Genomic DNA, 14,090 nt, shown 5'->3' with positions numbered 1-14,090 from the left:
GAATTACTGTCCTGCTCTCGTCAAGTAAGCAATAAGGTCATCAGCTTTCAATGCTTGCTGCTCACCAGAATCCATGTCTTTCAACTGATATTCACCAGAGGCCATTTCATCTTCACCAATAATCACGGTATAGCATGCGTTCAGCTTGTTTGCGCGCTTCATTTGAGACTTAAAGCTACCGCCATCAAGAGCAACATCAGCGTAAAGGCCTACCGCACGCAGCTTATCTGCAATACGTAGAGCTTCAACACTTGTGCCTTCACCCATCGCAATAAAGCTCACAGGTCGGCGCTTCATATCCATGTCTCGCATAATCGCTTCCAGGCGTTCTGTACCAGACCCAAAGCCAATACCTGCAACAGAATCTTTACCCATCTGTTCAACAAGGCCATCGTAACGGCCACCAGAAATCACTTGGCTTTGTGCGCCCAGTTTATCACTGTGAATTTCAAATACAGTGTGCGTGTAGTAGTCCAAACCACGTACAAGTGTCGGGTCAACTTTGTAAGGAATATCAAGTGCTGTAAGCCCTGCTTTTACCGCTTCAAAGTGCGCTTTAGATTCAGCAGACAAGTAATCTTCCATCTTGGGAGCATCAGGAATCAATTTACGGTCACCTTCATCTTTACTATCCAAAATACGCAGTGGATTTTTACCAAGACGCTCTTTTGAATCGTAAGACAATGTCTCTTTGTGAGGCTCAAAGTAAGCCACAAGAGCTTCACGGTATTTCACGCGATCTTCTTTACTACCCAAACTGTTCAGTGTCACGTAAAGGCCTTCATCAATACCAAGAGCACGCAGCAGCGCAAAGCCAACTGCAATCACTTCAGCATCCGTTTCTGGGCCATTATAACCAAAACACTCAATCCCCACTTGGTGGTGCTGACGGTAACGTCCCTTTTGTGGACGCTCGTAGCGGAAAACTGGAATACCCGCGTAGCAAAGCTTCAAAGGTAGGTTTTGCTTCATACCGTTTGAGTAGTATGCGCGCACAACCGCTGCTGTCCCTTCTGGGCGCAGGGCCATTTTATCGCCACCACGATCATCAAAAACGTACATTTCTTTACTTACGATATCTGTGCTATCGCCTACGTTACGGGCAAAAACGTCCATATGCTCAAACACAGGTGTACGGATTTCACCGTAGCCATAACGTCTAAAAACTTCTACTGCTGTATTTTCAATAAAACGAAGGCGCTCTGACATCTCAGGCAGCGCATCATAAGTACCACGTGGGTTTTGTAGATTCATATCTTTTTAAGGCCTCATTTTTATGAGCTCTTTTGTACCACGAGGAGCCTATTTTTTCAACAAATTCACATGGCCTTTTACAATAAAAAAAGCACCCCTCTTGGGGTGCTTTTCAGAAAGTGCCTAGCTTGGGCGACGAGATTCTGATTTACGAATACGGCGCTCTGCCTCACGCTTCTTACGCTGCCTGATTTCAAACGGCTTTTCGTAATGACGGCGGAACTTAATCTCACGAATGATCCCTTCGCGGTTCATCGCTTTTTTAAGCTTGCGCAACGCGTGTTCGACATCGTTTTCACGAACATCAATGCGTACCATACCCTAGTCACCTCACTTTCGAAATTCTGGTTAAACTCTCGCATTCTTCAATAAATGCTTCGTGTTTATGACCCATCGCAATAGAAATTGCAAGGCTTTTTGACTCTTTAACCTGTAAAAGCATATAAAAATTTGATTTTTCATGTTTTTAAGGCCGCAGAGTGTATGAAACACTTAAGGCTGACAAAAACTTAAAAAGCAGGTTTCTTTAAATGCTTTTAAGCGTCTTCAGCGTACAAGAGTGGCTGCAACTGACCTTTTTTATGCAGGGCTTGCACATCATCATTTCCACCTAAATGCTTACCATTCACAAACACTTGCGGAACCGTTGTACGGCCGTTTGCCTTTTCAATCATTTCATCGCGGCGCTCAGGATGCTCCGCAATATCAATGTTTTCATACGCCTGATCAAGGCTATCAAACAGGGCTTTCACCGCCTTACAAAATGGGCAGTATTCTTTTGAATAGATAACAACTTTCGCCATAACTCTTCTCCATAAAACGTTAAGGTTCAACAAAACAGATAGTCAAAGCAAACACACGGTTCGCTCCAGATTTCTTCAGCACCTTAGCACATTCTTCCATGGTGCTGCCAGTGGTCCATACATCATCAATCAATAGAACCGACTTACCTGTCATATCTTCTAATACGTTAAAAGCACCCTTAAGGTTACTTTTCCTATGCTTTGCACTTAATCCACGCTGAGGCCTCGTTGAACGAGAACGCTCTAAAAAGTCACTTTCATGCGCAAGGCCTGCACGCGCCGCAAGCCCTTCAGCCAGCAAATAGGACTGGTTAAACTGGCGCCACCAGTGGCGCTTCCTGTGCATCGGCACAGCCATAACACTCTCAATTTCTTCATCAATAGTCGCAAGTTCACGCATCAAAAACGGCAGCAAGGCCTCAGCAAGCATACGCTTATCAGAATACTTATATTGGTGAATCAGCCTCTTTGCGCCCTCTTCATATAAGAGCGGTGCGAAAAAACCATCTATATGATCAGGCAAAGTTGGCCTTGGTGGAAAAACCTTGTCCCATGTTTTCAGTTCACTAAAACATTTCAAACATAACCGCGGCGTTTCCGCTTGTGTTACAGCAAGGCATACAGGGCAAGTCTGCCCCACAAAAGCGCCAAGAACGCGCTGAATCCCCTTGCCTGTTTCTCCTAAAAACGCCATCATGCGCTCAATAGTAAACGAACCCATGGAAAAGCACAAAATGTTTGGACACACAGGCCGAGATCGCCTTCTTTCAAAACTTCATAAACGCCACGGCGCAGGCGTCTTCTCTCCTCTCGAGATGCATATTGCAGAAAACCTTGTTGACCGCATTCTGGATGCAAAGAAAGAGTTTAAAAATATTCTTGTAGTAAGTCTTACCCCAACACCTATTCCAGCACTGGTCGCAAAAGTTTGCCCAACAGCAAACGTAACAGAAGCTCTCCTTGCTGATGCCTCAGGCCAAGTATCCTCCCTCAAAGCAGAAGAAGGACAATACGATCTTGTGATCAGCTCACTATGCTTGCATCTACTAGATGACCTGCCTGAACACCTTCTTGCTCTAGGCAAAACCCTTGAACCAGATGGGTTCCTCATTGCCAACATGTTGGGTGGAGAATCTTTCTACGAATGGAAAGAAAGTGCCCGCTACGTTAAAGATACGAACGGTATTACAGGCCCATTTGCAGACATCAAAGATATGGGGGCCCTGATGCAAACCTTTAAGTTTGCACTCCCAGTTGTCGATAAAGATAAACTCACAGTCACTTACCCCAAATTTGCTGATATGTACGGTGATATGCGCGCTCACGGGGTTGCCAACCTTCGCCCGGACCGCGGCACATCACTCGGGCAAATCTCTCGCGTACAGAAAATGCAGAAAGCTTACACAAAAGCATTCAGCCTGCCAGATGGCAAGCTTCCCCTTACAATTGAGATCCTGACACTTTCAGGATGGTTCCCTCATGAAAGTCAGCAAAAACCTCTTGCACCGGGCAGCGCTGAAATCAACCTAGATGAAGCGCTTAAAAAGAAGCTTGAATCATAAAGAAAAAAGGCAGCCATTGGCTGCCTTTTTTAATAACCTATTCTTTATGAAACATAAGTTACAAAGTCATTTACCTTTGGTGCAGGGCGCATCGGTGCATCAGCATCAGGGTCAGGGTGCCCTACATACACATAACCAAGAATGGTGTCACCAGCTTGCACATCCAGCTTTAGAAGCTCTTGTACGGCAGGGTAATTCACGACATCACCACTACGCCAAATGGCACCAAGGCCTTCAGCAGAAGCTGCAAGAAGCAAGTTCTGAGAAGCTGCGCATGTCGCAGCAATATCTTCCCATGTTGGTGGGTTTTTAAACTTAGAGCGTCCAACAGCTGCGTGTACCGTAATAATCACTGGCGCACGAAACGCCTTTTGATACATCATGGCTGCCTTTTCTTCTTTCTCGCTGGGCGTACCGTCAGTACGCTCAGCTGCGCCCATAGCCATAGCTTCCGCAAGAGCATGACGCCCCTCACCTTCAAACACCGTAAAGCGCCAAGGATATGTTCTGTAATGGCTTGGAGCCCAACAAGCTGCCGTGAGAATACGTTCAATCACATCACGCTCAACAGGCGTATCAAGAACCTTTGTTACGCTACGGCGCTCAGCAATGTTTTTGTAAACTTCAGCCGTCATTAGCCACGTCTCCAGCTTGTACCTGTCGCACTGTCTTCAATCATAATACCCTTCGCCATCAACTCATCACGAATCTCATCAGAGCGCGCAAAGTTTTTACTGTTACGTGCTTCATTACGCTCAGAAATCATCGCAGCAATATCTTCATCGCTGAGATCACTTGAAAGACTTGTTGGCTTCCCTTCTAGATACGTTTTAGGATCTTGGTAAAGCGTACCAACAACATGCCCCATATGCAGAAGCGTCGCACGATCGCGTGCTGCATGCTCGTTTTGGCCTGCATCAAGATTGTTATTCAAACTCTTCAGCGCTTGGTGCATCATCGCAATGGCTTGCGGCGTGTTCAAGTCATCTGCAAGGCAGTCGTAAAACTCACTCAAAATGTCTTCATTAAAGTTTGAGCTATCCATCTCAAGGTGCATAGACTTGTAAAGGCCACGGTAAAACTTCTCTAGAGCTTTTGTTGCAGCAACCAGAGCATCATCACTAAAGTCTACAGGTTTACGGTAGTGTGCTGTTAGAATAAACAGACGCATCGCTTCACCATGGTAGTTTTCAAGCACATTTTTAATGGTTGTAAAGTTACCAAGAGATTTACTCATCTTCTTGCCATCAACCGTAATAAAAGCGTTATGCAGCCATGTTGTAACGTACTGGCATCCATTGCAGGCTTCACTTTGCGCAATTTCATTTTCATGGTGCGGGAACTGAAGGTCCTCACCACCAGCGTGAATATCAAATGTTTTACCAAGGTACTTACTGCTCATGGCACTACATTCAATGTGCCACCCCGGACGGCCTGCGCCCCATGGGCTTTCCCAGCTTGGTTCACCAGGTTTAGCAGCTTTCCAAAGTGCAAAGTCAGCAGGATTTTCTTTTTCCTCGTTCACATCAACACGTGCACCAGCTTGCAGGTCTTCAACATTCTTACCAGAAAGCTTTCCGTACCCTTCAAAAGCAGGAACACGGAACATCACATCACCAGACTTAGTGACGTAAGCGGCATCCTTTTCAACAAGCCCACCAATCATTTCCATAATCTCAGGCATATGTGTACTCACCTGAGGTTCATGATCTGGTGTCAGTACGTTAAGGGCTTTCATGTCTTCTTTAAAAGATTCAATAAAGCGCTTAGAAAGATTTAGTGGATCTTCACCTGTCTCAGCAGCACGCGCGATAATTTTATCGTCTACATCTGTAAAGTTACGAACGTAAGTTGCTTTCCAGCCACCAGCCTTTAGGAAGCGGTACAGTGTATCAAATACGACATACACACGCGCATGGCCCACATGGCTATGATCGTAAGGCGTAACACCACACACATACATACCCACCTGACCATTCACAAGAGGTTTAAATTCCTCTTTTTCACGCTTTAGCGTGTTGTAAAATTTAAGGGGTAAAGTTTGTTTGTATGTATGTGTGTTCATATCTTTTTCTTACGCTCCTTTTGCAGCGCTTTCTAAACGTTTTTTAGTCAATTCTTCGCCCATCATTGGCATAAGGCCAGCAAGCTCTGGGCCGTGGCTCATACCTGTAAGCGCAAGACGAAGTGGCATAAAGAGTGCTTTACCCTTACGGCCTGTCTTCTCTTTCAAAACACCTGTCCATTCTTGCCAGGTCGCTTCTGTATATGGTGAAGCAGGCAAACATTCAACTGCTGCTTCAATATAACTTTTATCATCCGCTTCAAGCTCAGGAGATGACATGTCAGCAGAAAAACAAATTTCAACCATTGGTGCAACTTCATCAAAGCTTTCAATGTTACCACGCACCATCATCCAGAAAGACTCTTTCTGAGCATCTGGCACAAGTTTCCAAGCATCTACATTTTCAAGGAAACCTTTTGCACCTTCGTATGGCAGCTCATGCAGAATGTTTGCATTCGCTTTCTTCAGTTGAGAAACATCTAGGCGCACTGTTGAGCGGCCCATTTTGCTAATATCAATTTGCTCAGCAAGTTCCTGTACTGAAGATGCTTTTGGCATTTCAGAGAAGCCAAGGCTTGCAATGTAGTTCAAAATCGCGAGTGGGTGGTAACCGTCTTCACGCATTTCTTTCAGTGAAAAACTATCAAGACGCTTAGAAAGCTTGCTGCCATCTTCAGCAGCCAGCATTGGCATATGCGCAAACGTTGGCACGTTACCGCCAAGAGCTTCAAAAATCTGAACCTGAATCGCAGTATTGGTTACGTGGTCTTCCCCACGAATCACGTGAGAGATTTCTTGGTTGATATCATCAACCGCGCCACCAAAGGCAAAGATCGGAACACCGTTACTACGGATAATAACAGGGTCACCACCAAGGTTAGCGGCATCAAATTCTACTGTACCGCGCACCATATCTTCAAAACGAATCTTACCTTCGTTTAGTTTGAAACGAATCACGCTTTCACGGCCTTCAGCACGGAAAGCTTCTTTCTCTTCTTCAGAGAGGTCACGGTGACGGTTATCGTAATGAGGGGGCTTACCCTGACTCGTTTGAATCTTACGCATAAGATCAAGCTCATCTTTACTCACAAAACACTCATACGCACGACCATCTGCAAAAAGCTTCTGTAACGCTTTTTCGTAATCACCACGCTTAGCGCGCTCCATTGTGTGGTAAGGACCAAAGCCACCATCCTTGTGCGGGCCTTCATCAGGTGACATACCTAGCCATGCCATATCATCTAGCATCTGGTCTTCTGCACCGCGTACTTCACGCTCAAAATCTGTATCTTCAAAACGTAGAACAAAAGCGCCACCATGGCGTTTTGCATAGAGCGCATTCATCAGCGCAGTACGAATATTACCAACATGAAGTTTCCCGGTTGGGCTCGGGGCAAATCTTACACGAACAGTCATTTTTGACTTCTCTCTCCTCAAAACTGAATTATTAGGCACAAACTATAGCATGACTCATATGAAAAACCTAGCCCACAAAGCAGGGCATATAAAACACGCTAAACCGAAAACGAAAATGGTTTCATAAGAAGCGCGCAAGCCGCAGTGTATAAAACATACATAAGGCTGAGCACTGCATATATGAAACCATTTGCAGTAAGGTTTAGTAGTGTTTTAAGCGACTTCTGAAGACTTTGCTTCAACGGCTCCATGGCAATGCTTGAATTTTTTACCACTACCACATGGGCAAGGTGCATTACGAGGAATATCCATCTTAGAGAAGTCCACGTGTGAGTCATCTGATACAACAGCTTCAGCCATATCTTGCTCTAGAAACTCAGCCTGATCTTCCTGACGAATATCTACGCGAGATGTGATCATGACAGTCTCATCACGTACACGATCAAGCAGATCACTAAACATACCAAATGCTTCTTTCTTGAATTCGTTTAGTGGATCTTTCTGGCCATAGCCACGCAGGTGAATACCTTGCTTCAAGTAATCTAAGCGTTGCAGGTGATCTTTCCACTGCATATCTAGCGCTTGTAGAAGAATACCCTTCTCCATCTTACGCATAACCTCAGCACCAAGACGTTCGTTCTTCTGCTTCCATACTTCTTCAATATGCTTTTGAACATCTTCAAAGATTGCTTCTGGTGACTTGCCACCTTCAACCATCTTATCTACGTCAGGCTTCACATCAAAGTAACGAAGCAGAGCATCCTTGTAAGATTCCACATTCCACTGTTCAGCATAGTTACCAACAAATGTATTTGCGTGCGTCATTTGGTGTGCCTCAAGGCGGTAAGCCTCAATCACATCACTCAAATCTTCATCACGGATAATGTCATTACGGTGCTCATAAACTGTCTTACGCTGATCGTTAAGAACGTTATCAAACTTAAGAAGGCTCTTACGAACTTCAAAGTTACGACCTTCAATTTTACGCTGCGCCGTTTCAATTGCAGCACTTACAAGGCGGCTTTGAATCGCTTCATCTTCTGGCATATCTAGACGCGCCATCATGCCATCTAGGTTCTTAGAGAAGATACGCATCAGATCATCTTGAAGAGAGATGTAGAACACACTTGAACCTGCATCACCCTGACGACCAGAACGACCACGGAGCTGGTTATCAATACGACGAGATTCATTACGTTCTGTACCAATCACGCGCAGACCACCGAGTTCAATAACCTTTGCTTTTTCCTGCTCGTATTTCTCTTCAACCTTCTTGCGTTCAGCATCACCCTCAACACCTTCAAGAAGAAGATCTAGGTTACCACCTAGCTTAATATCTGTACCACGACCGGCCATGTTTGTTGCAATCGTTACTGCACCAAGGCGACCTGCCTGTGCAATAATTTCAGCTTCACGTTCATGGTGACGTGCGTTGAGAACTTCGTGCTGTACGCGTTCTTTTTTAAGAAACTCAGAAAGGATTTCACTCTTCTCAATAGAGCTTGTTCCAACAAGAACAGGCTGGCCTTTCTCAGCACACGCTTTAATGTCATTCACTGCCGCTTTAATTTTTGCTTCAGCTGTACGGTAAATAATATCTGCTTCATCTTTGCGAGAGACTGTGATGTTTGTTGGAACAACAATCACACCCATACCGTAAATGCTTTCAAATTCTTCAGCTTCAGTTTCGGCTGTACCTGTCATACCACCAATTTTACCGTATAGGCGGAAGTAGTTCTGGAACGTAATAGATGCCATTGTCTGGTTTTCATTCTGGATCTGCACACCTTCTTTCGCTTCAAGCGCTTGGTGCAAACCTTCAGAAAGACGGCGACCCGGTGTCATACGACCTGTAAACTCATCAATCAGAACAACCTGATCTTGGTGGATAATGTAATCTACATCACGACGCAGTGTAGCATGCGCTTTCAGAGATTGAGTCAAATGATGAACAAGCATCACGTGCTGCATGTCGTAGAGGTTGTCCTCTTTTTCCATGAGACCTTGCTCTTTCAGAATCTCTTCAGCTGCGTCAATACCAGCATCACTTAGTGCTACAGACTTGCTCTTTTCATCAACTTCATAATGGTCACCAGCTTTTAGGTTCGGAACTAGGCTGTTCATGACCATGTACAGGCCTGTTTTATCATCTGTTGGACCACTAATAATAAGAGGCGTACGCGCTTCATCAATCAGGATACTGTCTACCTCATCGACAATAGCAAAACCAAGATCACGCTGAACTTGCTGCTCAGCTGTAAAGCTCATGTTGTCACGCAGGTAATCAAAACCAAGTTCGTTGTTTGTCGCGTACACAATGTCACATGCGTAAGCGTCTTTACGCTTATCTTGAGGAAGGTCGTTTGTAAGAGCAGACACTGTCATGCCTAGGAAGTTAAAGACCTGAGCCATCCACTCACTATCACGTTTAGCAAGGTAGTCGTTTACCGTCACAACGTGAACACTTTGGCCAGTCAGTGCGTTCAGGTACGCAGGGAATGTTGCTACAAGTGTTTTACCTTCACCTGTCTTCATCTCACTAATGTTACCGCGATGAAGAATCATACCACCCATCAACTGTACATCAAATGCACGCAAACCAAGCGCACGCTTTGCAGCTTCACGCACAACGGCAAACGCTTCAGGTAGAAGGCTATCTAGCACCTCACCTTTTTCAAGGCGCTCTTTAAACTCCGTTGTTTTGGCTTTCAATGACTCATCATTAAGCCCCATCATTTCTTCTTCAAGCGCGTTAATGCGCTCTACTGTTGGCATCAGGCTTTTAATGTAACGATCGTTACGTGTACCGAAAATTTTATGTAGTCCCAAGACTTTAGAAAAACTCATTATTTCCCCTGTTCTCTCCCCCTAGGAGAGCTTCTTATTCTTTTAAGTTTGAATGTTGTAACACGACATGAGGCTGTCGTCAGGCCATTTTTAGAAAAAGATGAAATGAATCAATTTTGCAGAACGTCTGCAGAAGCAATTTTAGAAGATGACTTCATTGCTTTTAGGTTTGCTGCGTAACGACGCATGCGAATACGATCGTCCTTAATAAAGGCATAAGGATTTACTTTTACACCACCCACAAGCACCTCAAAGTGCAAGTGTGGGCCTGTTGAACGCCCAGAGCTTCCCATAAGACCTACTGTATCACCAGCTTTTACCTTTTGACCGTTTTTAGCCACTGTTTTGTTGAGGTGACCATAACGCGTCACGAACCCACCAGGGTGCATCACTTCAACCATTTGGCCGTACGCAAAACGGTAACCTGCAAACGTTACAATTCCTTCACCACTAGCAACAACTGGAACATTCCAACCGCCACCAATATCAACACCAGAGTGCCACTTCTTTTTACCGCTGAACGGGTCACTACGGTAGCCATAAGCAGATGTGAGACGTGTACGATCACTAATGACAGGCCATACATTTGGCTTGGATGCGCGGTTTAGATATGACTTATTCACAAGTTCAAGTGCGTCGTTCATAACGCCATCTAAATCTTCTGTGCGATGCTTAAGTTGAGCAAACTGCTCTGTGAGCTCTTGTAGAGAAACGTTTTTATCTATTTCAGGCTTTTCAGCGCTACCCTGACCTTCAATTTCATGAACATGATCTTCAAGCATGTCACCGATTTCTTCATCGTTAAACAGCTTTTCACCAATCATGTCATAGCGGTCTACCTTAGATTGCATCACACCAATTTCTTCAGCGAAAACTTTCAGCTGCTCATCAGCCATAGCGTTTTCACGCTTTAGGCGTGCTAGCTCTTCTTTTAGAGTTTCAGGGTTTGCAGAAACCATTGGCAGACTAAAACCGCGGCCATCATCACGTGCAAGCCCTAGAACACCAAGCGTACTTCCTACAATTAGGAATAGGAAACAGTAAATCGTACGGAAAGTCAGAGCCCGCATAGACGAAGTTTCCCCAAGTGCAATATTGAGGTAAAGCTTATGATTCCAAATGGTTTTTAGTTTATTAATGGTCTAACCCAACTCTTAAATAAACATCATATATTCTGTGTTTTCACACGCATCTTGTACCACAGAACTTATGCACAGTATATGCCTAATTATATATACCTTCCAAACTTTATGCTTTTTTTTGATGCGGATTTCCGAATTACCCCTTGCGTTTTTGTCACAATAAAGGCACCCTATTCCACACATTAAAAATAATAAAGACAGGTGCATTCCTATGAACTTTAAATCAGCATTATTTGCAACGACTTTCCTCGCACTATCACTCAGTGCATGTGGTGGTGAATCAGGCACGGTGATTGCGCGTGTCAACAGCGATAAAATTACACAAGAAGAAGTTGACGCTCAACTTCAAGGCGTTCCTGCAGAGCTTATTGAACAGCAAGGCGAAGAACTTAAAGCACGCGTTCTAAACAACCTTGTTGAACAGTCTCTTCTTATCCAAGCCGCTAAAAAAGAAGGCATCGAAGCTGATGCATCTTTCAAAGAGCAAATGGACGAAGTTCGCAAACAACTTCTGACACGCATGGTTCTACAAAAGAAAGTTGACCAAGCTGCAAACGACGACGCTCTCATGGCTCTATACGACCTTGAAAAAGAAAAGTACGCACAGCCTCAACTTAAAGCACGCCACATTCTTGTAAAGACAGAAGATGAAGCAAAATCTCTTATCAAGAAATTGGAAGGCGGTGCAGACTTTGCTAAGCTTGCAAAAGAAAACTCTACAGGCCCAACAAAAGACCGCGGTGGTGACCTTGGCTGGTTCCGCCCAGCAGACATGGTTCCTGAGTTTTCAAACGCAGTAAAAGACATGACAAAAGGCGAATTTGGCAAAACACCTATCCAAACACAGTTTGGCTGGCACGTTGTTATGCTAGAAGATACAAAAGCGCCTGAAGCACCTACTTTTGATGAGCTAAAGCCGATTCTTAAGCAGCGTGTGACTCAAGTTACAATTGAAGGTTACCTAAATGAGCTACGTCAAAAAGCAGACATCACGCTTGTTGAGTAAATCATTCAACCTATCTGGGCAAGCCGTACACCTCTGTGCGGCTTTGTTGCTTTTGGGTTGTACAGCAGCAAGTGAAGCTCCAGTGGTAGAGCAGGCAACAACGCCTACCCAGCCCACACCCCTTTATAGATTTTCAGTACAGCCAAGCTCACCAATGCCAGAGCTTGCAGATGCTTTACAGGTTGAGCTTAAGCGTGACCCTTTTGTAGAAGGCATTCATAAACGCGACTTAGGCCAAATCCTCATTTCTGCGATGCCAAACATACAAAAAGATACACTCGCAAAAGGCCCTGTTCCTTCTTTCGGCAGGCTTGCAGCAAAAACAAACGCGTTTGAGGTTCGCGTGCCTTACGCCTTGAGCACCTATAGCGGTAACGTCTTTCACACGGGTGAAATTCGCTATATCACAGAACCTATTTCTGTGATTTCACCAACCCTAGCAGCACGCCCACAAATCCCTCAGGAGACTTGGCAGGATATCAGCTCAATGCTTCTGACTGACGCTCTCCCAGCCCTTGAACAAGTTCAATGGCAAGCACATGTTGTTGGTATCATTGATAAAGACCACGCGATCCTCAATATTGGTGAACAATCTGGCGTACAAGAACGCACAGTATTTCTTTCTGCCAAAGCTCCACAAACAGCAGCAGAAATTGTTATTTTTGAGAGAAACGGTAACGGCACAAGCCGCGCCATCATTAAACACCTGAGTGGTCCGCCGCTGCAAAATGGCATGCTCCTTATGCCAACGGTTCAATAATCTGTGGAAGCAATCTTTCAGTTTTCAGGCTTAGAGCTAACACTTATGGCCTTTGCCAGCTTTATAGGATCTTTCACCTCAGCTAGTTTTGGCTTTGGTGGAGGCATTCTTCTAATGCTGGTGTTCCCATACTTTATGCCAATCACGCTGGCCGTTCCTGTACATGCCTTTGTACAACTGGCTTCCAATACAGGCCGCTGCTACCTACTTAGGTCTCGCATTAAGTTTAAACCTGCCCTTCTTTTTGGGATGGGTTCTCTAGCAGGGGCTCTCCTTCCAGCAGCTTTCATTTTAGAGATTCCTGAAAAGCTTCTTTCTATGATCCTTGTTCTGTTCATTATCATTATTCTCTGGATTCCCATTCCTCCCGTTTCAGAGAGGCTGGGGCATAAACTGTTACCAAGCGCAGGCTTTGCCAGTGGCTTTACAGGTATGTTTATTGGTGCCAGCGGCTTCTTCATCAATGTCATCCTTAGAACCTTCAGGTGGGACAGGCGTAATTACACAGCTACTGCCGCCTTTGGCATGATGATGAACCACATCACCAAAATTATTGGCTTCATGGCTGCTGGCGTAATCCTGACACCGTACATTCCATTTATAGTTCTCATGTCACTTATTGGTTTTGCTGGCACATGGTGCGGTAGACACCTTGTTTTAGAAAAACTTTCAAATGAGCGTTTCTACAGCATCATGAAGTTTGTTTTAACGCTTCTTGCCCTGCACCTTGCCCTTAAGGCCTTTGGTGTACTTACATAAGACATAGCCATGAAATATTTAATGCTCCTTTCAATACCCCTCTTTAGCTCTAGCCTTTGGGCCTCAGAGTGTGTAAGCGATAACGCCCTTAAAGAGCGCATGGTTCTTATTGAAAAATACAGCCGTGGTAAAGGCAGTGGCGTTCTGTATGGTGGCACAACTGTTCTCACCAATAGACACGTGATTGAAGATGTTGAGATCCCATGGGTCTGGATTCCAACATTACAAAAATCCATTCGTGCAGATGTCATTTATCAAGCAGAACCTCTTGAGGCTGACTTCGCTATCCTTAAACTCAGAGAGCGTGTGCCAAGCACCAGCATCATCCCCCTCTCTTCAAACCCTGAAAAAGGCGAAGAACTTCGTACAGCCGGATTTCCATTTGGCCAAAAGCACAAACTTAGCACCATTGCAGGTAAATACCAGCAACGCGCTAAAACCAAAGGGATGACACATCCTGACGCAATGCTCACTCT

At 44.8% G+C, this 14,090-nt stretch carries 14 protein-coding genes; 5 read left to right on the top strand and 9 right to left on the bottom strand.

The window, feature by feature from the left end:
- Window positions 1-3: 3 nt before the first annotated feature.
- The 4 genes from hisS to VX730_06455 form a co-directional block, all read right to left on the bottom strand.
- Complete coding sequence (gene hisS / locus VX730_06470) at window positions 4-1,254, bottom strand: histidine--tRNA ligase (GenBank protein ID MEC9292031.1); 1,251 nt, start codon at window positions 1,252-1,254, stop codon at window positions 4-6.
- A 123-nt stretch (window positions 1,255-1,377) separates the two neighbouring features.
- Window positions 1,378-1,572: a 30S ribosomal protein S21 gene (gene rpsU, locus VX730_06465; protein ID MEC9292030.1), complete on the bottom strand. Its 195-nt coding sequence runs from the start codon at window positions 1,570-1,572 to the stop codon at window positions 1,378-1,380.
- A gap of 218 nt (window positions 1,573-1,790) precedes the next feature.
- Entirely contained in the window at window positions 1,791-2,057 is a 267-nt protein-coding gene (grxC, locus tag VX730_06460; protein ID MEC9292029.1) for a glutaredoxin 3, read from the bottom strand.
- 19 nt (window positions 2,058-2,076) lie between these two features.
- The gene (locus tag VX730_06455; protein ID MEC9292028.1) at window positions 2,077-2,778 is read right to left on the bottom strand and encodes a ComF family protein; all 702 of its coding nucleotides are present in this window, start codon (window positions 2,776-2,778) and stop codon (window positions 2,077-2,079) included.
- Between VX730_06455 and VX730_06450 the strand changes: the two genes are divergently transcribed.
- Window positions 2,777-3,619: a methyltransferase domain-containing protein gene (locus VX730_06450; GenBank protein MEC9292027.1), complete on the top strand. Its 843-nt coding sequence runs from the start codon at window positions 2,777-2,779 to the stop codon at window positions 3,617-3,619. The genes VX730_06455 and VX730_06450 overlap by 2 nt on opposite strands.
- Before the next feature lie 44 nt (window positions 3,620-3,663).
- Here VX730_06450 and VX730_06445 read toward each other — a convergent pair whose 3' ends face one another.
- From VX730_06445 to VX730_06425, 5 genes are all read right to left on the bottom strand, one after another.
- Window positions 3,664-4,254: a nitroreductase gene (locus VX730_06445; GenBank protein MEC9292026.1), complete on the bottom strand. Its 591-nt coding sequence runs from the start codon at window positions 4,252-4,254 to the stop codon at window positions 3,664-3,666.
- Complete coding sequence (gene cysS, locus VX730_06440; GenBank protein ID MEC9292025.1) at window positions 4,254-5,684, bottom strand: cysteine--tRNA ligase; 1,431 nt, start codon at window positions 5,682-5,684, stop codon at window positions 4,254-4,256. The genes VX730_06445 and cysS overlap by 1 nt, the downstream gene beginning before the upstream one ends.
- A gap of 9 nt (window positions 5,685-5,693) precedes the next feature.
- Entirely contained in the window at window positions 5,694-7,100 is a 1,407-nt protein-coding gene (gene gltX, locus VX730_06435) for a glutamate--tRNA ligase (protein ID MEC9292024.1), read from the bottom strand.
- 213 nt (window positions 7,101-7,313) lie between these two features.
- Complete coding sequence (secA, locus tag VX730_06430; GenBank protein MEC9292023.1) at window positions 7,314-9,947, bottom strand: preprotein translocase subunit SecA; 2,634 nt, start codon at window positions 9,945-9,947, stop codon at window positions 7,314-7,316.
- 110 nt (window positions 9,948-10,057) lie between these two features.
- Window positions 10,058-11,017: a peptidoglycan DD-metalloendopeptidase family protein gene (locus tag VX730_06425; GenBank protein ID MEC9292022.1), complete on the bottom strand. Its 960-nt coding sequence runs from the start codon at window positions 11,015-11,017 to the stop codon at window positions 10,058-10,060.
- A gap of 283 nt (window positions 11,018-11,300) precedes the next feature.
- Here VX730_06425 and VX730_06420 point away from each other — a divergent pair, with 283 nt between their 5' ends.
- The 4 genes from VX730_06420 to VX730_06405 all read left to right on the top strand — a co-directional run.
- Window positions 11,301-12,095 carry a peptidylprolyl isomerase gene (locus VX730_06420; protein MEC9292021.1) on the top strand — a complete coding sequence of 265 codons (795 nt, stop codon included), beginning with the start codon at window positions 11,301-11,303 and terminating at the stop codon, window positions 12,093-12,095.
- Complete coding sequence (locus tag VX730_06415) at window positions 12,055-12,855, top strand: hypothetical protein (protein MEC9292020.1); 801 nt, start codon at window positions 12,055-12,057, stop codon at window positions 12,853-12,855. The genes VX730_06420 and VX730_06415 overlap by 41 nt, the downstream gene beginning before the upstream one ends.
- Before the next feature lie 3 nt (window positions 12,856-12,858).
- Window positions 12,859-13,614 (top strand): sulfite exporter TauE/SafE family protein, encoded by a 756-nt coding sequence (locus VX730_06410; protein MEC9292019.1) that lies wholly within the window; start codon window positions 12,859-12,861, stop codon window positions 13,612-13,614.
- A gap of 9 nt (window positions 13,615-13,623) precedes the next feature.
- Window positions 13,624-14,090 (top strand): serine protease (locus VX730_06405; protein MEC9292018.1); only part of this gene is annotated, 467 nt, incomplete at its 3' end.

It is taken from the genome of Pseudomonadota bacterium, from assembly GCA_036141575.1.
GTDB lineage: Bacteria > Pseudomonadota > Alphaproteobacteria > UBA2136 > JAPKEQ01 > JAPKEQ01.
Note: the sequence above shows the minus strand (reverse complement) of the source record. Positions and strands in the feature narration are given on the sequence as shown.